This window comes from Roseovarius salis (genome assembly GCF_044472985.1).
GTDB lineage: Bacteria > Pseudomonadota > Alphaproteobacteria > Rhodobacterales > Rhodobacteraceae > Roseovarius > Roseovarius salis.
Window position 1 is genome coordinate 70,517 of sequence record NZ_JBISDG010000001.1, and the last position, 24,249, is coordinate 94,765.

Here is a 24,249-nt window from a genome sequence, read left to right on the forward strand (position 1 = left end):
GCCGCGGGGATCGCGCGGCGCACGCGGCCGCGCGGGGGTGCGACAATATTAGTTGATCTGGATCAAACTCTCGCATTGCCCCGCCCCCCGTTGCATTCTAGAAACACGGATGACGACCGGCGCATGACTCGTCCGGTCACGCGCCAGAAGACGTATCAGCAGGAGGCAGCCAATGGCAGATGCAGCCGTTCACGGCCATGGCCATGAGGACAACAGGGGGTTCTTCACCCGCTGGTTCATGTCCACCAATCACAAGGATATCGGGATCCTTTACCTGGTGACATCGGCCCTCGCCGGCCTGATCGCCGTTCTCTTTACCGTTTACATGCGGCTCGAACTGATGGAGCCGGGGGTGCAGTACATGTGCCTCGAAGGCGCGCGGTTCACCGCCGCCGCGGCCGGGGAATGCACGCCCAACGGACATCTGTGGAACGTGATGATCACGTATCACGGCGTGCTCATGATGTTCTTCGTGGTGATCCCGGCGCTGTTCGGGGGCTTCGGCAACTTCTTCATGCCGCTGCAGATCGGTGCGCCGGACATGGCGTTTCCGCGGATGAACAACCTCAGCTACTGGCTTTACGTGGCCGGTACCTGCCTTGGCATCGCGTCCATGCTTGCGCCCGGCGGGAACGGCCAGCTTGGGTCCGGCGTGGGCTGGGTGCTCTACCCGCCGCTGTCCACCAACGAGGCCGGCATGTCGATGGACCTTGCGATCTTCGCGGTCCACGTCTCGGGTGCCTCCTCGATCCTGGGCGCGATCAACATGATCACCACCTTCCTGAACATGCGTGCCCCCGGCATGACGCTGTTCAAGGTGCCGCTGTTCTCTTGGTCGATCTTCGTGACCGCCTGGCTGATCCTGCTGGCCCTGCCGGTGCTGGCGGGCGCGATCACCATGCTGCTGACCGACCGCAACTTCGGCACCACCTTCTTCGACCCGGCCGGCGGCGGCGACCCGGTCCTCTACCAGCACATCCTGTGGTTCTTCGGCCACCCGGAGGTCTACATCATCATCCTGCCGGGCTTCGGCATCATCAGCCACGTCATCGCCACATTCAGCCGCAAGCCCATCTTCGGCTACCTGCCGATGGTCTGGGCGATGATCGCGATCGGCGTGCTGGGCTTCGTCGTCTGGGCGCACCACATGTACACCGTGGGGATGTCGCTCACCCAGCAGTCCTACTTCATGCTGGCCACCATGGTCATCGCGGTGCCCACCGGCGTGAAGGTGTTCAGCTGGATCGCCACGATGTGGGGCGGGTCCATCGAGTTCAAGACGCCGATGCTCTGGGCCTTCGGCTTCCTGTTCCTGTTCACCGTGGGCGGCGTGACGGGGATCGTGCTCAGCCAGGCCGGCATCGACCGCGCCTATCACGACACGTACTACGTCGTGGCGCATTTCCACTACGTGATGAGCCTCGGCGCCGTCTTCGCCATCTTCGCCGGCATCTATTTCTACTTCGGCAAGATCACGGGACGCCAGTATCCCGAATGGGCCGGCAAGGTGCACTTCTGGGCAATGTTCATCGGGTCCAACCTGACGTTCTTTCCCCAGCACTTCCTCGGCCGCCAGGGCATGCCGCGCCGCTACATCGACTACCCCGAGGCGTTTGCCTTCTGGAACTGGTGGTCCTCGCTCGGCGCCTTCATCGCCTTCGCGTCCTTCGTGTTCTTCTTCGGGGTGGTGTTCTACTCGCTCTTCCGCGGGGCCCGCGTGACCGAGGCGAACTACTGGAACGAGTACGCCGACACGCTGGAATGGACGGTGTCCTCGCCCCCGCCGGAGCACACCTTCGAAATCCTGCCCAAGCAGGAGGAATGGGACAAGGGCCACGCGCACTGACCGGCCCACGCCCCACCGAACGGATCAGGCCCCGGCACCGCCGGGGCCTTTTCTTTCCCCGCGGCCGGGCCGCGCCGATACCCGACGCGCGGCGCATCCCCCGCGCGTTCGGTCGCATTCCGCCTTCCGCCGCGCCGTCCGCCCGTGCTAAGCCGCGCCCGGAAAAGAAGGGACACGCCCATGTCGAACGAGATCCGCCTGGCCTTCGCGCACCCTGCCGCCCGCGCCGACGCCACCGCGCCCGATGGCCCGCTGGATCGCATCTCGGTGCGCGATCACGTGGTCGAGGTCGAGATCGGTGCCTTTCAGGCCGAGCGCGGCACGACACAGCGCATCTCCTTCAACGTGGTCGTCGAGGTGCGCCCGCTGGCCGAGCCGGTGGACGACGACGTCGACCGCATCCTGTCCTATGACAAGGTGACGGAAGCGATCGAGGCCGCGCTGGCCGAGGAGCGGCTCAACCTGCTGGAAACCCTCGCGGAGCGCATCGCCGAGCGTATCCTGTGGGAAGAGCAGGCCGTGCGCACTTTCGTGCGCATCGAGAAACTCGACCGCGGCCCCGGGGCGCTCGGCGTCGAGATCGTCCGCTCCGTCGAGGATCTGCGGACCAAGCCGGTCAGCCCCCATCACGATACCGCCCCGCACCCGCACGTGGTCTATCTCAGCAACGCGGCGATCCGCTCTGCCAACCTCGGGCGCTGGCTCGACCAGCTCGAGGCGCGGGCCGAGCCGGTCATTCTCTGCCTCGGCCTGCCGGATACCCCCGCCCCGCAGACCGGCCACCGGATGACGCAGCGACGGGTGGATCTTCTGGCGCTGGAACAGAACGCGTGGGTGCTGGCCGGCCGCGACGACCGCTGCGTGGTGGTCGGCACCCGGACCGAGCTCGACTGGGCCATGAAAAACGGCCAGATCAGCGTGTGGGCGCCGTCGAAGATCGTGCTCGACGCCGTCGATGGCCCGGCCACGGGGCCCGACGACCCGGTTGCGCTGGCGGCGTGGTTCGCCGGCCACATCGAGGCGTCGGACCTGCTGCTCATCGGGGCCGCGCCGCCGGCGGTCCAGCCCGTGCCGGTACTGGTGCAGGACATCGCGCAATCGGGACTGTGAGAGGCTGGGCACCATCCCCGCGGCGCCCGTCGCGAAGAGGGACCGCAAGGGACCGATAAGCGCCACCCGGGACACGACGAAATGACCTATTACCGCCCCATACCCCGCACCGACCACGCCCGGCCCGCGCGTGCCCTGCCCCTCGCGGGCGGCTGGACATGGTTCGACACCGTCGAGGTGCTGCGCCGCGATGCACCGCCGCGGCTGATACCTGCCGCCGACCTCCCGCGGGAGACGCTCGACAGGCTCACCGCCGCGCGCGCGCCGATCGCCGGCATGTCCTTCGACGCGCCGCGCCTGATGGGCATCCTCAACGTCACACCCGACAGCTTCTCTGACGGGGGGGCGCATTTCGATCCCGAAGTCGCCATCGCCCACGCCGCCGCCATGCGCGAAAGCGGGGCGGACATCATCGACATCGGCGGCGAATCCACCCGCCCCGGCGCGACCGAGGTCGCGATCGGCGAAGAGATCCGCCGCACCGCCCCGGTGATCTCGGCCGTGCGCGAGCAGGTGGACACGCCCGTTTCCATCGACACGCGCAAGGCCCCTGTCGCCCGCGCCGCGCACGAGGCCGGCGCGCGGCTGGTCAACGACGTGGCCGGTTTCACCTTCGATCCCGCCCTCGCCCCCTTTTGCGCCAAGGTCAGCCTGCCCGTCTGTGTCATGCATGCACAGGGCACGCCCGATGTGATGCAGAAGAACCCGCGCTACGACAACGTGGCGCTGGACATCTACGACTGGCTGGAGGAGCGCGTGACGGCGCTGGCGGCCGCGGGCATCCCGCGCGAGGCCGTAATCGTTGATCCCGGTATCGGCTTCGGCAAGACGCTGGAGCACAACCTGGCGCTGTTGCAGAACCTCGCGCTGTTCCATGGCCTCGGCTGTCCCGTCCTGCTGGGGGCATCGCGCAAGCGCTTCATCGGCACGGTCGGCGGCACCGAGGACGCCCGCCACCGCGCCCCCGGCTCGATCGCGGTGGCTCTGGCCGGGGTGGCACAGGGGGTGCAGATGCTGCGCATCCACGACGTGCGCGAGACGGCGGAAGCGCTGCGCCTGTGGCAGGCGGCGACGCGGGGCGTTGCAACGCCCCCCTAGCGTCGCAGGATCGCACGCCACTGGCTGACCGCCAGCCCCGCCATGATCAGCGCGAACCCGGCGAGGAAGAGCGGCGGCAGCGTCTCGCCAAGGAACATCGTGCCAAGGCCGATCGACCAAAGCGGCACGACGTAATTTGTCAGGCTGAGAAAGCTGGGCCCCGCGCTGCGGATCACCCGCACCAGGATCAGCGTGGCCAGCGCGGTCGGCCCGAGCCCGAGATAGACGAACCCGATGGCGGGCATCAGCGTCACGGTGTCCGGCCAGTCCTCCAGCCAGAACGCGACCGGCGCGATCAGCACCGTCGCACACAGCAGCGCCCCGGCGCCGAACACCAGCCGGTCCACGGGCGGCGCGCGCCGCGTGATCACCGACCCGATGGCGTAACAGCAGGCCGCGCTCACGCAGGCCAGCCGCGCCAGCGTCAGGCGCCAGCCACCGGCGTCCAGCTGCAACAGCTCGCGCGGCCCGATCAGCAGGATCACCCCAAGGAACCCGGTCACGAACCCGATCAGCTTGACCGGCCCGATCCGCTCGCCCGGCACGAACAGGTGCGCCAGCGGCAGCACGAATAGCGGCACGCTGGCCATGGTCATGCCGGCAAAGGCCGAGGCCACCGTCTGCTGCGCCCAGTTCAGCAGGAAGAACGGCAGGGCGTTCGAGAACACCCCCATGCCGAGGCAGAACAGCCACGCGCGGCGGTCATGCCCGCCGCGAAGCCCGGGCAGGCGCCGGCCGGTGACAATGATCGCCGCCACCAGCACCGCGGCCGCCAGCGCGATCCGCCCGGCCGCCAGCACCAGCGGCCCGAAATCGGCCAGCGCCACCTTGGCCCCCATGAACGAGGCGCCCCACAGCAGCCCCAGCAGCATGATCAGCAGCCAGTCTGACAGCGCCGGCCCGGCCGGCGCCGCGGATGTCTGCGCGCGCGTCATCGCCGCCATCCTTCCGTTGCATGCAATGGCAAGACAGGCGCGATGCCGCAGCGCCGCACCTGCTCGCCATGTCACCTGATCAGGCTCAGTTCTTCTCGCGGTCCACCATCTTGCCGGCAGAAATCCACGGCATCATGGCGCGCAGCTTCTCGCCCACCTCCTCGATCTGGTGGGCGTCATTCATGCGCCGCGTCCCCTTGAAGAATGGCTGGCCGACGGCGTTCTCCTGCATGAAGTCGCGCACGAAGGCGCCGCTCTGGATGTCGTTCAGGATCGCCTTCATCTCCTTCTTGGTGCGCTCGTAGGGCAGCACCCGGGGGCCGGAGACGTACTCGCCGTACTCGGCCGTGTTGGAGATCGAATAGTTCATGTTGGCGATACCGCCCTCGTAGATCAGGTCGACGATGAGCTTCACCTCGTGCAGGCATTCGAAATACGCCATCTCGGGCGCATAACCCGCCTCGACCAGCGTTTCGAAGCCCATGCGGATGAGCTCGACCAGGCCGCCGCAGAGCACCGCCTGCTCGCCGAAAAGGTCGGTTTCGCACTCCTCGCGGAAGCTGGTCTCGATGATGCCCGAGCGCCCGCCGCCGATGGCCGAGCAATAGCTCAGGCCCAGCTCCAGCGCCTTGCCGCTGGCATCGGTATGCACGGCCACGAGGCAGGGAACGCCCCCGCCCTTGACGTATTCGCCGCGCACCGTGTGCCCCGGCCCCTTGGGCGCCATCATGATGACGTCCACGCCTTCCTTGGGCTCGATCAGGCCGAAATGGATGTTCAGCCCGTGGGCAAAGGCGATGGCCGAGCCAGGCTTGATGTGGTCATGCACATACTTGCGATAGGTCTCGGCCTGCAATTCGTCGGGCATGGTGAACATCATCAGGTCGCACCACGCCGCGGCCTCGGAAATTTCCATCACCTGCAGCCCCTCGGCCTCGGCCTTCTTCGCGCTGCCCGAGCCGTCGCGCAGCGCCACGACGACGTTCTTGGCGCCCGAATCCCGCAGGTTCAGCGCATGGGCATGGCCCTGGCTGCCGTAGCCGAGGATGGCGACCTTCTTGTCCTTCACCAGATTGATGTCGCAATCGCGATCGTAATAGACACGCATGGTTTTCTCCCTTCACTGTCCGTATGCCCGCAATATTTTCCGGCAGGATGGAAAAATCCGAACAAATCCCGCTTAAATTCGCGCATGAACGTGTTATTCATTCTCCGAAATTGGAATCCTCGATAATATCATGCTCGATGACACGGACCGGCGCATACTGCGCCACTACCAGCACGACCCGGCCATGCCCACGGCCGACCTTGCCGCGATGGCCGGCGTGACGCAGGCGACCTGTGCCCGCCGGCTCGAACGGATGCGGTCTGGCGGTGTCATCCGGGCCAATCGCGCGCTGATCGACTGGCGCGCGCTTGGCTACGAGGTCGAGGTCTCTTTGCGGATCACGCTGGACAAGACGGCGCCGCGCGCCTTCGACGATTTCATCGCCGCCGCGCGCGAGGTGCCCGAGGTCATCGAGATCCAGACATTCCTCGGCCGCGTCGACACGCGCCTGTCGGTGATTGCCCGCGACATGGCCCATTACCAGGAGGTTTACCGCACCGCCATTCTGGAACTGCCCCACATCGCCGACATCGAGGCGCTGATGCATGTGGCCCGGATCAAGTCCGACGAGATCTTGCCGCTGTGATAGAGCTGGACACCACCGATCGCCGGCTGCTGCGCGAACTCTGCGCGGACGCGGGCCAGTCCGCAAGCACGCTCGGGCGCAAGCTGGGCCTGTCGCAACCCGCGACATGGCGGCGCATCCGCCGGCTGCGCGAGAGCGGGGCGATCAAGGGACAGCGGCTGGACCTCGATCTGGAACGGCTCGGCTTCGGTGTCACCGTGTTCCTCGGGGTGAAGCTGGCCACCAAGGGGCGGGTGAGCATCGCCGATTTCGAACGCGCCGTCGCCGCCATACCCGAGGTGCAGACGGTCGAGCACATCCTGGGTCTCTACGACTACAGGCTGCGCGTGGTGGCCCGCGACATCCCCGATTTCGAGCGGGTGCTGCGACGCCGGATCATGATGCTGCCCGGCGTGGGCGACGTGGAGGCCAACGTGCTGCTGAGCGAAGAGCGCCGCCCCGGCCCCATCGGATGACGCCTGCGCGGCGGAATATCGCTTTGCACCGCGGTCGGCGGCGCGGTAGCACTCCGCCAAAACGAAGGAGACACCGATGACCGCCCTGCGTGACGATATCGACCCCGATGGCCTGCTTGAATATTCCGTGGTTTTCACCGACCGCTCGCTCAACCACATGAGCCGGGAATTCCAGCAGGTGATGCGCGACATCTCCGCCATGCTGAAAGAGGTCTACAGCGCCACGGGCGTGGCGCTCGTTCCCGGCGGGGGCACCTACGCGATGGAGGCTGTCGCACGCCAGTTCGGCGCGGACGCCCATGCGCTGATCGTGCGTAATGGGTGGTTCTCCTACCGTTGGTCGCAGATCTTCGACGCGGGGCGGTTCACGGCCGACACGACGGTCTGCATGGCCCGCCAGACCGGCAACGGGGCGCAGGCCCCCTTCGCCCCTGCCCCGATCGAGGAGGTGGTGGCGCAGATCCGCGCGGCGAAACCCGACGCCGTTTTCGCCCCGCACGTGGAAACCTCCGCGGGGATCATCCTGCCGGACGACTACGTGGCGCGGATGGCCGAGGCCGCACACGAGGTCGGCGCGTTGATGGTACTCGACTGCATCGCCTCGGGCTGCGCGTGGGTGGACATGGAAAAATCCGGCGTGGACGTGCTCATCTCGGCCCCGCAGAAGGGCTGGTCTGCCCCGCCCTCTGCCGGGCTGGTGATGATGTCCGACCGGGCGCTGGAGCGGCTGGAAAACACCACCTCCAACAGCTTCGCCATCGATCTGAAGAAATGGCACCAGATCATGCAGGCCTATGAGAACGGCGGTCACGCCTACCACGCCACAATGCCCACCGACGCGCTGCGCGCCTTCCGCGACACGATGCTGGAAACCCGCGAATACGGCTTCGAGAAGCTGCGCGCGGCGCAATGGGCCCTGGGCGACGGGGTTCGCGCCATGCTGGCGGAAAAGGGCGTCACCTCGGTCGCCGCCGACGGTTTCGGCGCGCCGGGTGTCGTCGTCGGCTACACCACCGATCCGGCCATCCAGAACGGCAGCAAGTTCGCGGCAGAGGGGATGCAGATCGCCGCGGGCGTGCCGCTGGCCTGCGAGGAGCCCGAGGGGTTCATGACCTTCCGCCTCGGCCTGTTCGGGCTGGACAAGCTGTACGATGTCGAGGGCGCCAAGGCTCGCCTTAGAGACGTGCTCGACAAGGTGCTCTGAGCCGTCGCGACAAGCATGTCATCGCGAAGAAAGCCCGCAAGGGCTTGATGAGCGGCTACCCCCTGGCCCCGAGCCCCAGCTGCATGAGCGTCCGGCGCACCGGCGCCAGCGAATAGAGCATGTCCAGCCCCATTGCCCGCGCGTCGCGCAGGGGCTGGGCATGCACCATCGAGGCACGGTTGAGCACGTCGATGCCGCCGACCCGCGCCATGACCTCCCAGTGACGCTGTCGGTGATAGGCCTCCAGCATGCGCCGATCACCCAGCCGGCCGGGCGCCTCCTGTGCCAGCTTCAGCAATGCGCGGATGTCGCCAAGGCTCATGTTCAACCCCTGCGCCCCGATGGGCGGCACGACATGCGCGGCCTCGGCCACCAGCGCGACGCGCTCGGCCTGCATGCGGTGCGCCAACTGGCTTATGATCGGCCAAACCGTCCGACGCGAGGCCAGGGACAGGGGGCCCAGCAGCATGCAGGACCGCGCGGTCATCGCCTCCTCGAACGCATCCTGCGGCAACCCGGCAAGGCGCGCGGCCTCCGCCCCCTCCTCCATCCAAACGATGGCCGAGGACGGGCGCCCGCCGTAATCGGGCAGCGGCACCAGCGTGAACGGGCCGCCGGACCGGTGGATCTCGGTCGACACGTTCTCGTGCGGGACGGGGTGCGTGACGGCAAAGGCCAGCGCCTTCTGCCCGTAGCGTGTCGTTTTCACGCCGATACCGGCCGCCTCCCGCACCGCGGAGTCGCGACCGTCCGCGCCGATGACCAGACGGGCGCGCAGCCGCGACCCGTCGGACAGGCCGACCCGCGCCTCGCCCTCGCGGGTGAAGAGCGACGCCACCCCCGTGCCGGGGCGGAACTCGGCGGTCTCCAGCGTCTCCAGCTGCGCCACCATCTCCCGGCGCAGCAGCCAGTTGGGCAGGTTCCAGCCGAACGGGCGGTCGGAGATATCGGCGGCGTCGAATTCCTTGACGATTCGCGGCTCGGGTTCCGGGCCACCGGCATCCACGATGCGCATCACCTGCAGCGGCGCGGCCTCGGGCGCAAGACGCGCCCAAAGTCCCGCCTCGTCGAGAAGATCGCGCGCGGGTTGCAGGAAGGCCGTGGTACGCAGGTCCGCGCCGTCGGCGTCGCGCTCTGTCACGGGCGGCGCCGGGTCCACGCACACAACGCGGAACCCGGCCCGCCCGAACACGCAGGCGGCGGACAGGCCGGCCACTCCGCCGCCAGAAACCACGATGTCACAGTCGAAACCGGTCAAGGCCCTGCTCCCTTTTCGTGTATCCTAGGGCGACGGGACCGGGTCTGCCAGCCCACGCAGTTCAGCCGCGGACGATCAGTAACAGAACGGCCCACATCACCGGCACGGCCGCAAGCGCGGGTATGTAGAGCCCAGGGATGCCCCATGTCATCACGCTGGTCGCCCAGCCGGCCAGAACGACCAGCACGGTCAGGAGGATCTTGGCCGCCAGCAGCGCCTCGCCACGGCTGGAGGGGGCCTTGGCGTGCTGCGTGTCGGGTTGGGAAAGGTCTGTCGCGGTCATGTCTCGCCTTGCTGTTCGGGTGATCTTGTCCCTGTCACATGCCCACGGCCCGGCCCGGCCGAAAGGTGCATTTTGCCGCAGCGCGGCGGTCTGTCACAGCAGGCGCGCCAGGAACCCGCCCAGGTCGTCGGTGTGGTGATGGATATGGTCGGCCTGGTGCCGCCGCGGTGCCACGTGCACCGTGCGCATCCCCATGGCATGCGGCTCCGCGAGGTTACGCGGATCGTCCTCGAACATGGCCGCGCGGCGCGGGGTGACGCCGTCGCGGGCAAAGACCGCGTCGAATGCCGCGCGCTGCGGCTTGGGACGGTAGCCGGCGTGTTCCACCCCGTATATCGCGTCGAACACGCCGCCAAGCCCGCGCTTTTCGACCACCCGCTCGGCATAGGGGGCGCAGCCGTTGGTGTAGACGATCTTGCGGCCCGGCAGGTCGCGGATCCGGGCGCGCAGCTCGGTGTCGGGCCAAAGGTGATCGAGCGAGATGTCGTGCACATGCGCGAGGTAAGGCCCCGGGTCGACGCCGTGCTCCTGCATCAGCCCGGCCAGCGTGGTGCCGTGTTCCGCCCAGTAGGCGTGACGCAGACGGTCGGCCTGCGCGCGATCCAGCTTGAGCGTCTGCATGACGTAGTCGGTCATGCGGCGCTCGATCTGGTCGAAGAGCCGTGCCTGCGGCGGATAGAGCGTGTTGTCGAGGTCGAACACCCACGCCGCGACATGCAAGAAGTGCTGTTTGGGCATGCTCAAAGAATAGGTGGCTGCGACACCGCGTGCAATGGCGAGGCTTGATCGCCGGGGCGCGCGCCGCGTAAGCTGCCGGGATCAACGGCACGGGCCACGGGGACATGAACCAGATGAAAGCGCCGATCAAAGACGCCTACACGCTCATCCTTGAGGCGATCGACATGGGGCTATACAAGCCGGGCGACCGCCTCGTCGAAAGCGACCTCGCGGAGCGGTTCGGCGTGTCGCGCACCCCCATACGCGAGGCGTTGCAGCGGCTCGAGACGCAATCCCTGCTGACCCGCGACGGGCGCAGCCTGATCGTCGCCTCGCTCGATCACAACCAGTTGGCGGAGCTCTACGTGGTGCGGGCCGAGCTGGAGGGGCTGGCCGCCAGCCTTGCCGCGCGGCACGCCACCGAGGAAGAGGTCCGCGTGCTGCGCGACATGGTGGAGGATGACCGCAGGCTCATCGGCGACCCGCAGGCCATGGCCCGCGCCAACCGGCGCTTTCACAAGCAGATCCACCTGGCCTCGCACAACCGCTTCCTCGTCCAGCAGCTGGACCTCGTGCACCGGTCCATGGCGCTCATGGCGACCACCTCGCTCGCGGCGGCGGGCCGCGACGAGGACGCGCTGCGCGAGCATGACGCGATCGTCACGGCGATCGAGGCCCATGATGCCGACACGGCCGGCGAGGCGCTGCGCGCTCATATCTCAAAGGCGTTCGTGACGCGGCTCAAGCTCGACTCCGGAGAGGTCGAGAGCACCGTTTGACGGCCGGTGCACCGGCACCGTTCCCAGCGACAGGCCATGGCGCGTCTTGTCCCAGAAAAAGGGTTTCAGCGCCAGCTCGTACACCGCCTTGTAGGCCGCTACCGCGCCGAGCGGCGCATAGAAATGCATCGTCGGCGTCCACGCCATCAGGTGGCGGTGGCGCGAGGCCGTCACGGCGGAGGCGTAGATGGCAAGGTTGATCACCTCCACCACGAGAAACCCCGACCCCAGCGCCGTCATCATGCCGCGCGAAACATACGGGTCGAGCGGGTGCGGCAGCCCGAGCAGCACCAGCCAGAAGGACCAGAGCACCGGCGCAAGGATGACCTGCGACAGCGCGGTGACGAAATGGGCCTGGAACCCCAGGAACCTCCACCCGCCCAGTTGCCGCAGCAACCGCCGTGGCCGGCGCATGTGCACGAGGTAGGTGGTCATGTACCCCTTGAGCCAGCGCGAGCGCTGCTTGACCCACGGCCACAGATGACAGTTGGCCTCTTCCTCCGTCGTGGTGGCCAGCATTTCCGTCCGGTAGCCGTGCCGCGCGAGGCGAAAGCCCAGATCGGCATCCTCGGTCACGTTGTGGGAATCCCACCCGCCCAGCTTTTCCAGGGCGTCCCGGCGGAAATAGAGCGTGGTGCCCCCCAGCGGGATCGCGAAGCCCAGCCGCGCCATGCCGGGCAGCAGGCGCCGGAACCATGCAGCGTACTCGATGGAAAAGCACCGCGCGATCCAGTTCTGGCGCGGATTGTAGTAATCGAGGTAACCCTGCAGGCAGACGACGTCCGGCGGCACCGCGTGAAACCGTCGGGCCACCTGCGCGATCTGGTCGGGGTCCGGCGCGTCCTCGGCGTCCAGCACGCCGATGATATCGCCCTCACAGAAGTCGAGCGCATAGTTCATCGCCCTTGGTTTCGTCCGCGGCTGCCCGTCCGGCACGACGACCGGGCGGATCCATGGCGGCAGGTCGATGGCGGCGAGCGCCCGGCGCGTCGCCGCGTCCTCCTCTTCCAGCACCAGCGCCACGTCCAGCAGGCATTTGGGGTAGGTCAACCGGCCAAGCCGTGCCACCAGCGCGTGCACGATTTCCGGCTCGCGGAACAGCGGGACAAGCAGCGACACGCGCGGCAGCGGCGCCCCGTCGTCGCGCGGCCCCGCCCCGGCCTCCGGGTCCCGCGTAACAAGCTGCGCAGAGAAGGCGAGCGTTTTGAACACGGCGGAAACAACCAGCGTAACCACCGCCCAGATCGCGAGGCCGGCAAGCACGGCCTGCGGGAACATGACGGTGACGGCGGCCATCACCATCAGCCCGGCAGCCACCACCGCGACGCGGCGCACGGGCCGCCGCCCCCAGGAGCGGCAGCTTTCCCCCTCCGGCACGCGCGTGACCATCGCGGCGGCAAGGGCCGGCCGGTGCAACGCGGCGATCCGCTCTTGCACCACGGTCCGCGGCGCCCACAGCACGCGCGCCTCCGCCAGCGCGGGCGGCAGGTGGGGCAGCATGGCGCGGCGGTTTTGGGGATCACTGCACACCAGCGCGCGGGCCCCGTCCCGGTCGGTCACGGGCAGCACGGCATGGCGCAGGAGCAGTTCGGGGGCAACGGTGACGGGATACGCCTCAAGCCCGGCGAGATCGGGCGTCGTGAGCTGTCGCGACCGGAAACGCCTGGCATGCGCCTCGAGCACGTCCTGGCGCCGCACGAGCCCCTCGGCGGTCAGCACCCGGTCAATGGTGGTGTCGCAGGCGCGTTGCACCACGCGGGCACGGGCCATGTCCTGTGCCGCCACGGCGCCGCGCCGCACAAGGTCACGGTCCAGCGAATGACCCGCCTCGGCCAACACGTCGTCCGGCAGCTCCAGGTGCCGCAGTTCTGAAACGCCCATCGCCCTCGCCTCGCACGAGTTTCTGGCAGCGAGGATGCGCACTCATGGTTAACGAAGCGTAAACAAATACTTGAAACGCCTCGACGCCGGGTCTCAGCCGGCCATGGAGGCGGCGAAGCGCTCGAACAGGTAATAACTGTCCTGCGGGCCGGGGCTGGCCTCGGGATGATACTGCACCGAAAAGACCGGCCGGCCCGAGACGCGGATGCCGCAGTTCGACCCGTCGAAGAGCGAGACATGCGTCTCCTCCACCCCCTCGGGCAGGGTCTGGCTGTCGACCGCGAAGCCGTGGTTCATCGACGTGATCTCGACCTTGCCGGTCGCGAGCTCCTTGACGGGGTGGTTCGCGCCGTGATGGCCGTGGTTCATTTTCACCGTCCGCCCCCCGAGCGCCAGCGCCAGCATCTGGTGGCCCAGGCAGATACCGAACACCGGCAGCCCCTTGTCCATCACGCCCCGGATCATGGGCACGGCGTATTCTCCCGTCGCCGCCGGGTCGCCGGGACCGTTGGACAGGAAAACGCCGTCGGGATCCTGGGCCAGCACGTCCTGCGCGGTGGAAGTGGCGGGCATCACCGTCACCTCGCACCCCGCGCTGGCAAGGCAGCGCAGGATGTTGCGCTTGGCGCCGTAGTCGACGGCCACGACCTTGTGCCGCGCCTGCGTCTGGCGGACATAACCATCCGGCCACGCCCAGCGCATCTCGTTCCAGCGGTAGGACTGGGCACAGCTCACCTGACGGGCGAGATCCATTCCCTCCAGCCCGGCGAAACCGCGCGCGGCCGCGACCAGCGCCGCGACGTCGAATTGGCCCTCCGGATCATGCGCCAGCGCCACGTGCGGGGCGCCCTGCTGCCGGATGGCGCGGGTCAGCCGCCGCGTGTCCACCCCGCCGATCGCCACGCGGCCGCGCCGCGCCAGCCAGTCGGACAGCGGTTCGCTCGCGCGCCAGTTGCTGGGCTCGGTGGGATCCCATTTCACGACCATCCCGTCGGCGACGGGATCGGCGGTCTCGTCATCCTCCGGGTTCACCCCCACATTGCCGACATGCGGAAAGGTGAACGTCACCACCTGCCCGGCATAGGACGGGTCGGTCATGATCTCCTGGTAGCCGGTCATCGCGGTGTTGAAGCACAGCTCGGCCGTCACCTGCCCGACGGCGCCGAAACCGTGCCCGTAGAACAGCGAGCCGTCAGCCAGGGCGAGACAGGCGGTCGGGCGCGGACGGGACAGCTGGGCCATGAACGGGGATTCTCCGGAAACCGAAATCGCCGCGAACCTATGGCGCCCCCGGCGCATGGTCAAGCGGCATCGCGGCCCCGCGCGGCGGCCGCGCCGCGCCCTCGGCATGTTGTCACTGGCCGCGACTTGGGGTAGGGTCGCCAACTTGTGACCGGCCACGGGGATGCATTGGCATGGGACTGCGAGAGCAAGTCAACGACGCCTTGAAACAGGCGATGAAGGACAAGGACAGCGCCCGTCTGGCCACCTTGCGGCTGATCAACGCCGCGATCAAGGACCAGGACATCGCGCGGCGCACGGCCGACGGCGACAACGAGCTAAAGGAGGCCGACATCCTTGCCATCCTCGGCAAGATGGTGAAGCAGCGGCAGGAAAGCGTGCGCGCCTACGAGGAGGGCGGGCGGCTGGACCTGGCCGAGCGCGAGCAGCACGAGATGGAGGTGATCTCCGAGTTTCTGCCGCGCCAGATGAGCGAGGAGGAGGTCAGCGCCGCGGTGGACGCCGCGATCCGCGAGACCGGGGCCACCTCGATCCGAGACATGGGCCGGATCATGAACCAGCTCAAGGAACGCTACACCGGGCAGATGGATTTCGGCGCGGTGGGCCCGATGGTCAAGGACCGGCTCGGCTGAGGCTTACACGGCCGGCCCCGGCCGGGCCGCCATTGCCAGCGCCTCGGACACCTCGGCGAACAGCGTCTTGCGCTCGTCCTCCGACAGGAAGGCGCCGAGTTCCACCTCGCGGCCCTTCCCCCTGAGCGTCAGGTAATGCGGCACCGGCCCGCCCGTGGCGTGAATCTGCGCCGTGGCCCAGTAGCTGTTGCAGTCCCACTCCCGCACCGCGCCGCGCGGGTCGGTGCGCCGCAGGTGAACATGCTCGGGATCGATGGTCAGCTCCTCGCGCAGCTCCCCGTCGCGATAGGACCGCTCCAGCCCCCACCAGATGCCGCCCACGGCCAGCAGCAGGAAGGGCAGCAGCCCCCACAGCACGACCGTCCCCAGCAGCGGGTAGAGCGGGATGGTGATGAGCGTGAAGGTGGCGAGGATGAACGCCGCGAAACCCCGGCGCGGCAACGACCGGTGCGGCCATGCGCAAAGACGGCGCTCCACGCCTGTCACGGTGTCCGACTCGCTCCATTCATACGGCATGGGGCGGAGTGTAATACGCCCGCCGGAAAGGAAAAGGGGCGGGGTGGGCGATATGCGGGGGGCTTTGCAAGACCGAGGGCCATCGCGGGGGTCAAGCGGTGGAGACCTGCCCAATCCGCACCTTTAAAACAAGTTGTAATTGCTGCGCCGCAGCTACCCAAAGCGGCCTTTCGCGGCCGGTATGTGATCCAATTCAGGCTGAATTCGCGCGTGCGAAAAAACCTAAAATGGAATTTGCGCGATCTCCTCCTTACGGGCTTCTTGCTCCTCTGGTGTCAGCAAGCGCCCACCGGAACTTTCCTTAACCAAGCGTTCAGTATTTAAGCGGAACGCCTTTTCACGTTTCTGTCGGATCGAGTTCATCTCGTTGGATATCTTTTGCCCCCGCATGGAAGTCTTACCAACGACGTGCCTGATGCCGCCAAGGTGCGCCAAGAGACGCGCGGAGGCGGTGTCGATATCATCAAGGCTTCTGGCAAGCTGAAATTCCTTCCAAAGCTCCTTGGATCGCAACTCCACCCGCCTTGGAACAACTAAATTGCTGCCAACGATGCCTACACCAGTTATGAAAACGACTTTATTCCCGGTACGGTATCGAAACTTATGCGATTTCAGCCCACTAGAGGAGATAATCTGACGGACTCTGGCAATGAAGCTTCCTGGAATACGAGTTCCAGAAATCGTAATGTCATCGACCCAAATGCTGTGATCCAGGTCGAACTCCGCGCAGAGATCAGCGATGGCATCAAACATCGGACGATGCACAAGGGTTGCAAGAACCGGTGTCAAAGGTGAGCCGAAGCATACTTGCTCATCGGCAGTCGCAACATGTGCGATCAGACCAGCAACGTCGCTCTCCATCCCAAACTGATCCACAAGCGACTTTCGGATAATACTCAAAGTCGTTGAGGGGTAGAACTGCTTGATATCTAGAGTGAGGTATTGCTGAGCGTTCAGGTGTGCGGCGGCATTGTCTCTTTGTGACCGATCCTTGCGAGGACTCATCAGGTAGCTGGGCTGGATTATCTTATTGAAGTGAAACTTCAGCCGCTCATGGACGGCCCGCAGGTACGACACGGGGTAAACAAGTTGTCGGGTCTTGCCGCCTGAATCAATTTCTCGGCGTACAAGGAATTGTTCCTTGAAGCGGGGTGTCGCAAACCTTCGCAGATCGTCTCTAGTTTCCTTGACGAGCTTAGCGATGTCCCTCTGCGTTGGCCTTTGCGCAAAGGGGGACCGCGTCAGGTCATAGCGTTCATATGATTTATGAACTCGTCGTCTTGGCAATGTCGAAGTCCGCAGGTTTTAGCTTTTCGAGGAGATCGAGTGCTTTCCGAGCCACGATCAGTCGTCCTCGCCGAATTGGGGCTTCACCTTCGATCTCTTCGGCAAAAAACATGAGCTGTGACTTTCGCACACGCAACACTTCGCTGTACCTGTTCAGGGTTTCGATGGTGACCGCCTTAGACCCACGTTCGATTTCGGAGACCATCGCCTGCGATAGTCCAAGCATTTCAGCCATTTCAACTTGAGAGTAACCCCAGTAGAGGCGCGCAAGCGTCAGTGCTTCGTTGATCATTGGCTTTTTTGTTTCAGGCATGGTGTAACCCTTGGGCTGTGAAAGGGTCACCGCCGCCAACCTTCAAAACCTCCGGGATCACTCCCAGAAGTCCCAGTCCATGCTCAACAAGCGAGCAATTATGGTCACAACGATCCAAACGAACCGCCGCCTTGAAGGTTTCTTGCGATGCCGCCGCTGGTGCTGAACGTCTTTCTTTCGCATGGCTTTTACTCCTCGATTCCGGCCTCAGGTGGCCCCCGTAGGAATGAGGAAGCAGATCAGCGGCGTTTGACCCTTTACATGCCGCACCCAACCCCGGATGGGTGCGGCGCGCGGCCAGCCCCCGTTCCGAGACGCAGGTGAGAGACGAAGGCACTAAGCCTTCACAGGGCCTCTGGCCCCAGGACTCGTCGGGTTCTGCATACGAAAGGTTCATCACGGTATTCAATATAGGACCAAACCATCCGGGTTGCAAGTACGGTATCACTTTTAGCAATATTTTATCTCTAAGCCTTGTGGTGCCCACTTCGCAATGCCGCAAATTCTGGTGCGAAGGCGCATAAATCCTTGTACGGAACCTCTACATGGCATGTCGTTCAGTTAATATCCGTCTTGTTGAAATCGAGGAGACAATTATGCGTGTGCAGCGAACTTCCGCCCCCTGCACTTCCTGTGCGATACCACACGCGCAAATCCCAAGGGTGCAACCGTCCGTCCCGCGTTGCTCCCCGTCACTCCCACGCCTCCGCCCCCACCCCACATCTCGTGGCGTTGCGGGCCGCGCGGCGCATTCATCCCGCGCCCCGTCGACCCCGGCACCGACGTGATACCGACGTGACCCCGACCCGCTGCCGACCCGCCAACGCCCGCAATGCAAGGCCGTTACCCGGCGCGGCGCCTCTCCGGCGCGCTCACGACTCCATCCAGATGGTCACCGGCCCGTCATTGACCAGCTCCACCTGCATGTCGGCGCCGAATTGCCCGGTCTCCACCGGCACCCCCTGCCCGGCCAGTTCGGCCGCGAACAGCTCGTAGAGCCGCGCGCCCTCCTCCGGCGGGGCGGCGGCGGAAAAGCCGGGCCGGTTGCCGCGCGCGGTGTCGGCCGCCAGCGTGAACTGGCTGACCACCAGCGCCCCGCCGCCCATGTCGAGAACCGAGCGGTTCATCCGCCCCTCCCCGTCCGGAAAGATACGCAGTTTCGAGATCTTGGCAGCCATCTGGCGGGCCTGTGCGTCGGCGTCGCCCTGCATCGCGCAGACGAGGATCAACAGCCCGGGCCCCGTGCGCCCGATGACCCTGTCCCCGACCGTGACCGAGGCCCGCGTGACCCGCTGTAGCAATGCCCTCATCCGGAATTCCCCCTTTTTCCCGCCAGAGCCATGCCCCACCGGGGCGCACCGCGCAAGGGCGGTCTGGACTTGGCCACCGCGCGTGCTAGAGCAGATGCATGGACAACCGCAGCTTCGTCCCGCGCGGCGCGGCCAGCTTCCGGGTGGCCTATGACGGCCCGCCCCGGGATTACTATTTCCTGCTCCTGCCAAAGCTCACGCTGCTGGCCTTCACCTCCGCGCTGGAGCCGCTGCGCGTGGCCAACCAGGTGGCGGGAAAGGAGCTCTACCGCTGGTACGTGATGACCGCCGACGGCGCCCCGGTCACCTGTTCCTGCGGCGTCACGATCACCCCCGACACCCCGCTGCGCGACGTGCCGCGCGGGGCCGCGGCCTTTGTCTGCGCCGGGATCGAGCCGCTGGAGACGCTGACGGCGCGGCCGGTGTCATGGATCAGCCGGCAGCGCGCCTTCGGGCGCAATGTCGGCGGCATCTGCACCGGTGCCTTCGCGCTGGCGCGGGCCGGCCTGCTGGAAGGGCGCCGCTTTACCCTGCACTGGGAAAACCAGCCCGCCTTTGCCGAAACGTTCCCCGCGCTCGCCCCCACGGAAACGCTCTACGAGTCCGACAACGGGCTTTTCACCTGCGGCGGGGGCAGCGCGGCCACGGACATGATGCTGGAAATCATCGAGCGCGACCACGGCGCCGATCTGGCCACCATCGTCGCGGACATGTGCCTGCACGGCCGGTCCGATAACCGCGCGATCCCGCAACGCTCTGCCTATGCCGCTGCGATCGGCAGCCGCAACCGCCGCCTGATCGCGGCGGTGGAGTTCATGCGCGACAATCTCGAGGAGCCCGTCGGGACGGCCGCGGTGGCCCGCCATATCGGCCTGTCCCGGCGCCAGCTGGAACGGCTGTTCCGCCGGTACATCACGGTGACGCCGGCGCAGTTCTACCTCGACCTGCGCGTCACGCGGGCACACGCGCTTTTGAACGAGACCAACATGACCGTGGCGGAAATTGCTGCCGCGACTGGCTTTGCCAGTTCGTCGCAACTCTCGCAGAGGTTCCGCAAACGCTACGGCAAGTCGCCCAGCGCCTATCGCAAGGGCTGGGTCAAGACGATCACCGGCGTCTAGACCGGCGGGTGCGCTTCGGCGTCTGCCGGCCGGATGGTTCGGCCTCGGGCGCGTCCAGACCGAGCTGGTCGCGCAGGATGCGCGGGCGCACCTCTTCCACGGCGCCGGGCTTGAGCTGGCCCAGCTGGAAGGGGCCGTAAGAGACGCGGATCAGGCGGTTCACGGTCAGGCCCACCGCCTCCATGGCGCGGCGGATCTCGCGGTTCTTTCCCTCCCGGATCGCCACGGTGACCCACGCATTCGCGCCCTGCTGCCGGTCCAGCGTCACCGTCATTGGCTGGAACCGCTCGCCATCCAGCTCCAGCCCCGCGCGCAGCGGCTCGAAGGTATCGTCGGCCGGCCGTCCCTTGACCCGCACCCTGTAGCGCCGCCGCCAGCCGGTCGAAGGCAGTTCCAGCCGCCGCTTGATCGCCCCGTCATTGGTCAACAGCAACAGCCCCTCCGAGTTCAGGTCGAGCCGCCCGACACTCAGGACCCGCGGCATGTCCTCGGGCAGATCGTCGAAGATGGTCGGCCGGCCCTGCTCGTCGCGCGTGCTGGTCACGCGGCCGGCGGGCTTGTGGTAGAGCCACAAACGCGGCGGCGGGGCGGCCCCGACCGGCTTGCCGTCCACGCTGACCGTGTCCTTTTCCGTCACGTTCAGCGCCGCCCGGTCGATCACGCGGCCGTTCACGGCCACCCGCCCGGCGGCGATCATGCGTTCCGCCTCGCGCCGGCTGGCCAGCCCGGCACGGGCGATGACCTTGGCAACGCGCTCGCCATCTGGTGTCGTCTTGCTCATGACAGGGCGCTTACCGCAAACCCTGCCCTTGCGAAAGCAGGATGCGCGGTGCACTCAGGGGCATGAGCTTCACCTCGCACATGGATATCGCGCTGCAGGAGGCGCGGGCCGCCGCGGCGCGCGGCGAGGTGCCGGTGGGCGCGGTACTGTCGGACCCGCGGGGCCGCATCGTGGCACGGGCGGGCAACCGCACGCGCGAACTGAACGATCCGACCGCCCATGCCGAGATCCTTGTCCTGCGCGCGGCCTGTTGCGCCGCGCGCAGCGAGCGTTTGCCGGGCCACAGCCTCACGGTGACGCTGGAACCCTGCCCGATGTGCGCGGCGGCCCTCTCCTTCGCCCGCATCGCGCGGCTCTACTACGGCGCTGCGGACCCCAAGTCGGGCGGCGTGGCCCATGGCGCCCGCGTCTTCATCCACCCGCAATGCCACCACGCCCCCGAGGTCTATGACGGTCTCGCCGCCGCGGAGTGCGAGGCGCTGCTGAGGGAATTCTTCGCGGCACGCCGCTGACCGCCGCGGCAGGTCACAGGGTTATGGGCTCCATCACCTCGGGCTCGATGACGTCCACCCCGGGCAGCGCCTTGGCCAGCGCCTCGGCAGACTGCTCAAGGAACGGAAAGGTCTTGTAATGGCACGGGATGACGGTCTTGAAGTCGAAGAAGGTTTTCACGGCATAGGCCGCGCGCTTCATGTCCATGGTGAAATGCCCCCCCGCGCAGAGGATGCCGATATCCGGCGCGTGCAGGTCGTTGAACACCTTCATGTCCGCCATCACGTCGGTATCGCCCGAGACATACACCGTGCGCCCCTCGCCCGCGATCATGTAGCCGCATTCCGTGCCGGGGACGTGGGGGCCGTTCTCGCCACCGAAACTGCTGGAATGGGTGGCATGCACCATCGTTATCCTGACGCCGTCCAGATCGACCGTGCCGCCCTTGTTGAAGCCGACGGCCTCGATCCCTTCCTTCTCCTCCCAGTGGGACATCAGGTCGAACTGGCCCAGAACGGGAATGCCGAGCTTCTGCGCGAGCCCCGGCAGCTCCGCGGCATGGTCGAAATGCGCGTGGGTTAGCAGGATATGCGTCGCCCCTTCGAGCGCCGCCTCGTGGCTTGCCTCGGGCAGCACCGGGTTGCCGTCGAGCCACGGATCGATGAGCAGGACCTTTCCACCGATCGCGATCCTGAAGGATGCGTGTCCGAGCCATGTGATTTGCATGAGAACCTCCTATGTTTCGCTCCAGCGTATCAATTCGTCAGCGCGAGGAAAGCCCGTTGGACTGGTTTGCCCCCATAGATGCCTATTGCGAGCGACTGGACCCCGGCTACTGGGCCGAGCCGGTGAACGCGGTTACCAATGCCGCCTTCCTGGTGGGTGCGGCGGTGATGGTGCGGCGGCTGCGATACGCGCATCTACCGCTGGCAAACGCGATGGTGGTGCTGCTGGCCCTGATCGGCATCGGCAGCTTCCTTTTTCACACGCACGCGCAGGGCTGGGCGGCGATGGCCGACGTGGTGCCGATCCTGTGCTTCATCTTGCTGTACCTGTTCGCGGCCGGGCGCGACTATCTCGGCCTGTCGCGCGGGCAGAGCCTCGGGCTGGTCCTTCTGTTCTTCCCGTTCGCGGCCGTGCTCGTGCCACTGTTCCGGCTGGTGCCGGTGCTTGGCGTCTCGGCGGGCTACATGCCGGTGGTGGTTCTGATCGCGGGCGTGGCGGCGTATCTGTGGCGCGTCGCGCCCGTCACGGCGCGGGGGCTCGCCATCGGGGCGGGTCTGCTGGTCGTGTCGGTGACCCTGCGCAGCCTCGACCAGCCGTTATGCACCGCTCTGCCGACGGGAACCCATTTCGGCTGGCATCTGCTGAACGCGGTGATGCTGGGCTGGATGATCGAGGTCTATCGCCGCCACATGCTTGCGCGCCGCGTGCACGGGGGGTAAACGCGGGCCAGCGTATCACCACCCCAAGAGGCCAGTGCCCCATGTCGATCGACACCGAGACCGCCGCAAGAGTGGCCAAGCTGGCGCGCATCCGCGTTGACGACGCGGACCTGCCGGTTCTGGCCGAGGAATTCAACACGATCCTTGGATTCATCGAGCAGCTTCAGGAAGTCGATGTCGAAGGCGTGGAGCCGATGACGTCCGTCACCCCGATGCGTCTGAAGCGCCGCGACGACACGGTGACGGATGGGCACATGCCAGAAAAGGTGCTGTCCAACGCGCCCGACGCGCGCGAAGGATTCTTCGCCGTGCCCAAGGTCGTGGAGTGAGCGCATGTCCGAGCTGAACACCCTCACCATCGCCGAGGCCCGCGACGCGCTGCGCAAGGGCGATACGACCGCCGCCGAACTCACCGACGCCTGCCTCGCCGCGGCAGACGGCGCAGCGGCGCTGAATGCCTATGTTCACCCCACCCCGGACGCGGCACGTCAACAGGCCGCCGAGGCGGACGTCCGAATAAGGGCTGGCGACGCACCGGCAATGTGCGGCATCCCTTTGGGGATCAAGGATCTTTTCTGCACAAAGGGCATCCCGAGCCAGGCGGCAAGCGGGATACTGAACGGTTTCAGGCCGGAATACGAATCGACGGTCACGCGGAAACTGTTCGAGAGCGGCGCCGTCATGCTGGGCAAGCTCAACATGGACGAGTTCGCCATGGGCAGTTCCAACGAAACGTCCGTCTACGGCAACGCGGTGAACCCTTGGCGGCGTGCGGGCGATGACACGCCGCTTACGCCGGGCGGGTCGTCTGGCGGGTCGGCCAGCGCGGTGGCGGCCGACCTTTGCCTCGCCGCCACGGGGACCGACACGGGCGGCTCCATTCGCCAGCCGGCGGCCTTCACCGGCATCACCGGGGTGAAACCCACCTATGGGCGCTGCTCCCGCTGGGGCATCGTTGCCTTTGCTTCCTCGCTCGACCAGGCAGGACCGATGACCAAGTCCGTGCGCGACGCGGCGATCATGCTGCAGGCGATGTGCGGGCACGACCCCAAGGATTCCACCTCGGCCGACATCCCGGTGCCCGATTTCGAGGCGATGCTCACGGGCGATATCAAGGGCAAGGTCATCGGGATTCCCCGGGAATACCGGATGGACGGCATGCCCGAGGAGATCGAGAAGCTGTGGTCGGACGGCACCGCGATGCTGCGCGACGCGGGCGCCGAGATCCGCGACATCACCCTGCCCCATACCAAGTACGCGCTGCCCGCGTATTACGTCATCGCCCCGGCGGAGGCCTCTTCGAACCTCGCGCGCTATGACGGGGTGCGTTACGGTCACCGCGCGCAGCTGGCGCAGGGTGACGGCATCACCGAGATGTACGAAAAGACCCGTGCCGAGGGGTTCGGCGACGAGGTCAAGCGCCGGGTGATGGTGGGCACCTACGTGCTGTCCGCCGGGTTCTATGACGCCTATTACAACCGCGCCCGCAAGGTGCGCACGCTCATCAAGAAGGATTTCGAGGATGTGTTTGCCGACGGCATCGACGCGATCCTGACGCCGGCCACGCCCTCGGCCGCCTTCGGGCTGGGCGAGATGGCCAATGCCGATCCGGTGCAGATGTATCTCAACGACGTGTTCACCGTGACGGTGAACCTCGCCGGCCTGCCGGGTGTATCCGTGCCTGCCGGCACCGATGCGACCGGGCTGCCGCTTGGTCTGCAGCTCATCGGTCAGCCGTGGGAGGAGGGCGACCTGCTCAACACCGCCTACACGCTGGAACGCGCGGCAGGGTTTGTGGCCAAGCCCTCGAAATGGTGGTAATCTGCGCCAAAACAAGAATGGCAGGATCA

Annotated in this window: 26 protein-coding genes; 13 read left to right on the forward strand and 13 right to left on the reverse strand. The window is 66.7% G+C overall.

The features are described 5' to 3' along the window. Positions 1-172 precede the first annotated feature (172 nt). From ctaD to folP, 3 genes are all read left to right on the forward strand, one after another. The gene (gene ctaD / locus ACH13J_RS00350) at positions 173-1,846 is read left to right on the forward strand and encodes a cytochrome c oxidase subunit I (protein WP_397541318.1); all 1,674 of its coding nucleotides are present in this window, start codon (positions 173-175) and stop codon (positions 1,844-1,846) included. A gap of 180 nt (positions 1,847-2,026) precedes the next feature. Beyond that, positions 2,027-2,956 carry a dihydroneopterin aldolase gene (locus ACH13J_RS00355; protein ID WP_397541319.1) on the forward strand — a complete coding sequence of 310 codons (930 nt, stop codon included), beginning with the start codon at positions 2,027-2,029 and terminating at the stop codon, positions 2,954-2,956. A gap of 81 nt (positions 2,957-3,037) precedes the next feature. Continuing rightward, a complete protein-coding gene (folP, locus tag ACH13J_RS00360) occupies positions 3,038-4,054 on the forward strand; it encodes a dihydropteroate synthase (RefSeq protein ID WP_397541320.1) in 1,017 nt (338 codons plus the stop codon). On the opposite strand, the gene ACH13J_RS00365 is transcribed toward folP, so the two are convergent. Together ACH13J_RS00365 and ilvC are read right to left on the reverse strand one after the other, a co-directional pair. Then, complete coding sequence (locus ACH13J_RS00365; RefSeq protein WP_397541321.1) at positions 4,051-4,989, reverse strand: EamA family transporter; 939 nt, start codon at positions 4,987-4,989, stop codon at positions 4,051-4,053. The genes folP and ACH13J_RS00365 overlap by 4 nt on opposite strands. Before the next feature lie 85 nt (positions 4,990-5,074). Next, positions 5,075-6,097, reverse strand: coding sequence for a ketol-acid reductoisomerase (ilvC, locus tag ACH13J_RS00370; protein ID WP_397541322.1), 1,023 nt, complete (start codon positions 6,095-6,097; stop codon positions 5,075-5,077). A gap of 130 nt (positions 6,098-6,227) precedes the next feature. Here ilvC and ACH13J_RS00375 point away from each other — a divergent pair, with 130 nt between their 5' ends. The 3 genes from ACH13J_RS00375 to ACH13J_RS00385 all read left to right on the forward strand — a co-directional run bounded on the left by ACH13J_RS00375 (position 6,228) and on the right by ACH13J_RS00385 (position 8,342). After that, positions 6,228-6,683 carry an AsnC family transcriptional regulator gene (locus tag ACH13J_RS00375; protein WP_397541323.1) on the forward strand — a complete coding sequence of 152 codons (456 nt, stop codon included), beginning with the start codon at positions 6,228-6,230 and terminating at the stop codon, positions 6,681-6,683. Further along, positions 6,680-7,138 (forward strand): Lrp/AsnC ligand binding domain-containing protein, encoded by a 459-nt coding sequence (locus ACH13J_RS00380; protein WP_397541324.1) that lies wholly within the window; start codon positions 6,680-6,682, stop codon positions 7,136-7,138. The genes ACH13J_RS00375 and ACH13J_RS00380 overlap by 4 nt, the downstream gene beginning before the upstream one ends. Positions 7,139-7,214: 76 nt before the next feature. Next, positions 7,215-8,342: an aminotransferase class V-fold PLP-dependent enzyme gene (locus ACH13J_RS00385; RefSeq protein ID WP_397541325.1), complete on the forward strand. Its 1,128-nt coding sequence runs from the start codon at positions 7,215-7,217 to the stop codon at positions 8,340-8,342. A gap of 55 nt (positions 8,343-8,397) precedes the next feature. Here the strand turns inward: ACH13J_RS00385 and ACH13J_RS00390 are convergent, their stop codons facing one another. From ACH13J_RS00390 to ACH13J_RS00400, 3 genes are all read right to left on the reverse strand, one after another. After that, positions 8,398-9,600 carry a UbiH/UbiF family hydroxylase gene (locus tag ACH13J_RS00390; protein ID WP_397541326.1) on the reverse strand — a complete coding sequence of 401 codons (1,203 nt, stop codon included), beginning with the start codon at positions 9,598-9,600 and terminating at the stop codon, positions 8,398-8,400. Between the two features lie 61 nt (positions 9,601-9,661). Beyond that, the gene (locus ACH13J_RS00395) at positions 9,662-9,883 is read right to left on the reverse strand and encodes a hypothetical protein (RefSeq protein ID WP_397541327.1); all 222 of its coding nucleotides are present in this window, start codon (positions 9,881-9,883) and stop codon (positions 9,662-9,664) included. A gap of 93 nt (positions 9,884-9,976) precedes the next feature. After that, the gene (locus ACH13J_RS00400) at positions 9,977-10,621 is read right to left on the reverse strand and encodes a pyrimidine 5'-nucleotidase (protein ID WP_397541328.1); all 645 of its coding nucleotides are present in this window, start codon (positions 10,619-10,621) and stop codon (positions 9,977-9,979) included. Between the two features lie 113 nt (positions 10,622-10,734). Between ACH13J_RS00400 and ACH13J_RS00405 the strand changes: the two genes are divergently transcribed. Next, positions 10,735-11,379, forward strand: a complete 645-nt coding sequence (locus ACH13J_RS00405; protein WP_397541329.1) for an FCD domain-containing protein — start codon at positions 10,735-10,737, stop codon at positions 11,377-11,379. Here ACH13J_RS00405 and ACH13J_RS00410 read toward each other — a convergent pair. Both ACH13J_RS00410 and carA read right to left on the reverse strand, forming a co-directional pair. After that, positions 11,320-13,260: a glycosyltransferase family 2 protein gene (locus ACH13J_RS00410; protein WP_397541330.1), complete on the reverse strand. Its 1,941-nt coding sequence runs from the start codon at positions 13,258-13,260 to the stop codon at positions 11,320-11,322. The genes ACH13J_RS00405 and ACH13J_RS00410 overlap by 60 nt on opposite strands. 93 nt (positions 13,261-13,353) lie before the next feature. Next, positions 13,354-14,502: a glutamine-hydrolyzing carbamoyl-phosphate synthase small subunit gene (gene carA / locus ACH13J_RS00415; RefSeq protein WP_397541331.1), complete on the reverse strand. Its 1,149-nt coding sequence runs from the start codon at positions 14,500-14,502 to the stop codon at positions 13,354-13,356. Positions 14,503-14,675: 173 nt separating this feature from the next. Between carA and ACH13J_RS00420 the strand changes: the two genes are divergently transcribed. Then, complete coding sequence (locus ACH13J_RS00420; protein WP_397541332.1) at positions 14,676-15,134, forward strand: GatB/YqeY domain-containing protein; 459 nt, start codon at positions 14,676-14,678, stop codon at positions 15,132-15,134. Positions 15,135-15,137: 3 nt separating this feature from the next. On the opposite strand, the gene ACH13J_RS00425 is transcribed toward ACH13J_RS00420, so the two are convergent. The 4 genes from ACH13J_RS00425 to dtd form a co-directional block, all read right to left on the reverse strand. Then, on the reverse strand, positions 15,138-15,650 hold the full coding sequence (locus tag ACH13J_RS00425) for a DUF2244 domain-containing protein (protein ID WP_397541333.1): 513 nt from the start codon (positions 15,648-15,650) through the stop codon (positions 15,138-15,140). Positions 15,651-15,872: 222 nt separating this feature from the next. Further along, entirely contained in the window at positions 15,873-16,511 is a 639-nt protein-coding gene (locus ACH13J_RS00430; RefSeq protein WP_397541334.1) for a hypothetical protein, read from the reverse strand. A 403-nt stretch (positions 16,512-16,914) separates the two neighbouring features. After that, complete coding sequence (locus ACH13J_RS00435) at positions 16,915-17,280, reverse strand: helix-turn-helix domain-containing protein (RefSeq protein WP_397541391.1); 366 nt, start codon at positions 17,278-17,280, stop codon at positions 16,915-16,917. 842 nt (positions 17,281-18,122) lie between these two features. Beyond that, positions 18,123-18,560, reverse strand: coding sequence for a D-aminoacyl-tRNA deacylase (gene dtd / locus ACH13J_RS00440; RefSeq protein WP_397541335.1), 438 nt, complete (start codon positions 18,558-18,560; stop codon positions 18,123-18,125). A gap of 98 nt (positions 18,561-18,658) precedes the next feature. On the opposite strand from dtd, the gene ACH13J_RS00445 reads away from it, so the two are divergent. After that, positions 18,659-19,681, forward strand: a complete 1,023-nt coding sequence (locus tag ACH13J_RS00445; RefSeq protein WP_397541336.1) for a helix-turn-helix domain-containing protein — start codon at positions 18,659-18,661, stop codon at positions 19,679-19,681. Here the strand turns inward: ACH13J_RS00445 and ACH13J_RS00450 are convergent. Then, positions 19,668-20,462, reverse strand: a complete 795-nt coding sequence (locus ACH13J_RS00450) for a pseudouridine synthase (protein WP_397541337.1) — start codon at positions 20,460-20,462, stop codon at positions 19,668-19,670. The genes ACH13J_RS00445 and ACH13J_RS00450 overlap by 14 nt on opposite strands. Positions 20,463-20,524: 62 nt before the next feature. Between ACH13J_RS00450 and ACH13J_RS00455 the strand changes: the two genes are divergently transcribed. Then, a complete protein-coding gene (locus ACH13J_RS00455; RefSeq protein WP_397541392.1) occupies positions 20,525-20,974 on the forward strand; it encodes a deaminase in 450 nt (149 codons plus the stop codon). A 13-nt stretch (positions 20,975-20,987) separates the two neighbouring features. Here the strand turns inward: ACH13J_RS00455 and ACH13J_RS00460 are convergent, their stop codons facing one another. Continuing rightward, positions 20,988-21,680, reverse strand: a complete 693-nt coding sequence (locus ACH13J_RS00460) for a metal-dependent hydrolase (protein WP_397541338.1) — start codon at positions 21,678-21,680, stop codon at positions 20,988-20,990. 56 nt (positions 21,681-21,736) lie between these two features. Here ACH13J_RS00460 and ACH13J_RS00465 point away from each other — a divergent pair, with 56 nt between their 5' ends. From ACH13J_RS00465 to gatA, 3 genes are read left to right on the forward strand one after another with little or no spacing between them, the layout of a single operon-like run. Then, positions 21,737-22,399 carry a ceramidase domain-containing protein gene (locus ACH13J_RS00465; protein ID WP_397541339.1) on the forward strand — a complete coding sequence of 221 codons (663 nt, stop codon included), beginning with the start codon at positions 21,737-21,739 and terminating at the stop codon, positions 22,397-22,399. Positions 22,400-22,440: 41 nt separating this feature from the next. Further along, the gene (gene gatC, locus ACH13J_RS00470; RefSeq protein WP_397541340.1) at positions 22,441-22,728 is read left to right on the forward strand and encodes an Asp-tRNA(Asn)/Glu-tRNA(Gln) amidotransferase subunit GatC; all 288 of its coding nucleotides are present in this window, start codon (positions 22,441-22,443) and stop codon (positions 22,726-22,728) included. Between the two features lie 4 nt (positions 22,729-22,732). Continuing rightward, positions 22,733-24,220: an Asp-tRNA(Asn)/Glu-tRNA(Gln) amidotransferase subunit GatA gene (gene gatA, locus ACH13J_RS00475; protein WP_397541341.1), complete on the forward strand. Its 1,488-nt coding sequence runs from the start codon at positions 22,733-22,735 to the stop codon at positions 24,218-24,220. The last annotated feature ends 29 nt before the right edge of the window (positions 24,221-24,249 follow it).

Bases quoted from the DNA above. Each gene is read 5' to 3' on its own strand.
- ctaD (WP_397541318.1), top strand. From the start codon at position 173: ATGGCAGATGCAGCCGTTCACGGCCATGGCCATGAGGACAACAGGGGG.
- ACH13J_RS00355 (WP_397541319.1), top strand. From the start codon at position 2,027: ATGTCGAACGAGATCCGCCTGGCCTTCGCGCACCCTGCCGCCCGCGCC.
- folP (WP_397541320.1), top strand. From the start codon at position 3,038: ATGACCTATTACCGCCCCATACCCCGCACCGACCACGCCCGGCCCGCG.
- ACH13J_RS00365 (WP_397541321.1), bottom strand. From the start codon at position 4,989: ATGACGCGCGCGCAGACATCCGCGGCGCCGGCCGGGCCGGCGCTGTCA.
- ilvC (WP_397541322.1), bottom strand. From the start codon at position 6,097: ATGCGTGTCTATTACGATCGCGATTGCGACATCAATCTGGTGAAGGAC.
- ACH13J_RS00375 (WP_397541323.1), top strand. From the start codon at position 6,228: ATGCTCGATGACACGGACCGGCGCATACTGCGCCACTACCAGCACGAC.
- ACH13J_RS00385 (WP_397541325.1), top strand. From the start codon at position 7,215: ATGACCGCCCTGCGTGACGATATCGACCCCGATGGCCTGCTTGAATAT.
- ACH13J_RS00395 (WP_397541327.1), bottom strand. From the start codon at position 9,883: ATGACCGCGACAGACCTTTCCCAACCCGACACGCAGCACGCCAAGGCC.
- ACH13J_RS00400 (WP_397541328.1), bottom strand. From the start codon at position 10,621: ATGCCCAAACAGCACTTCTTGCATGTCGCGGCGTGGGTGTTCGACCTC.
- ACH13J_RS00405 (WP_397541329.1), top strand. From the start codon at position 10,735: ATGAAAGCGCCGATCAAAGACGCCTACACGCTCATCCTTGAGGCGATC.
- ACH13J_RS00410 (WP_397541330.1), bottom strand. From the start codon at position 13,260: ATGGGCGTTTCAGAACTGCGGCACCTGGAGCTGCCGGACGACGTGTTG.
- carA (WP_397541331.1), bottom strand. From the start codon at position 14,502: ATGGCCCAGCTGTCCCGTCCGCGCCCGACCGCCTGTCTCGCCCTGGCT.
- ACH13J_RS00420 (WP_397541332.1), top strand. From the start codon at position 14,676: ATGGGACTGCGAGAGCAAGTCAACGACGCCTTGAAACAGGCGATGAAG.
- ACH13J_RS00425 (WP_397541333.1), bottom strand. From the start codon at position 15,650: ATGCCGTATGAATGGAGCGAGTCGGACACCGTGACAGGCGTGGAGCGC.
- ACH13J_RS00430 (WP_397541334.1), bottom strand. From the start codon at position 16,511: ATGGAGAGCGACGTTGCTGGTCTGATCGCACATGTTGCGACTGCCGAT.
- dtd (WP_397541335.1), bottom strand. From the start codon at position 18,560: ATGAGGGCATTGCTACAGCGGGTCACGCGGGCCTCGGTCACGGTCGGG.
- ACH13J_RS00445 (WP_397541336.1), top strand. From the start codon at position 18,659: ATGGACAACCGCAGCTTCGTCCCGCGCGGCGCGGCCAGCTTCCGGGTG.
- ACH13J_RS00450 (WP_397541337.1), bottom strand. From the start codon at position 20,462: ATGAGCAAGACGACACCAGATGGCGAGCGCGTTGCCAAGGTCATCGCC.
- ACH13J_RS00455 (WP_397541392.1), top strand. From the start codon at position 20,525: ATGAGCTTCACCTCGCACATGGATATCGCGCTGCAGGAGGCGCGGGCC.
- ACH13J_RS00460 (WP_397541338.1), bottom strand. From the start codon at position 21,680: ATGCAAATCACATGGCTCGGACACGCATCCTTCAGGATCGCGATCGGT.
- gatC (WP_397541340.1), top strand. From the start codon at position 22,441: ATGTCGATCGACACCGAGACCGCCGCAAGAGTGGCCAAGCTGGCGCGC.
- gatA (WP_397541341.1), top strand. From the start codon at position 22,733: ATGTCCGAGCTGAACACCCTCACCATCGCCGAGGCCCGCGACGCGCTG.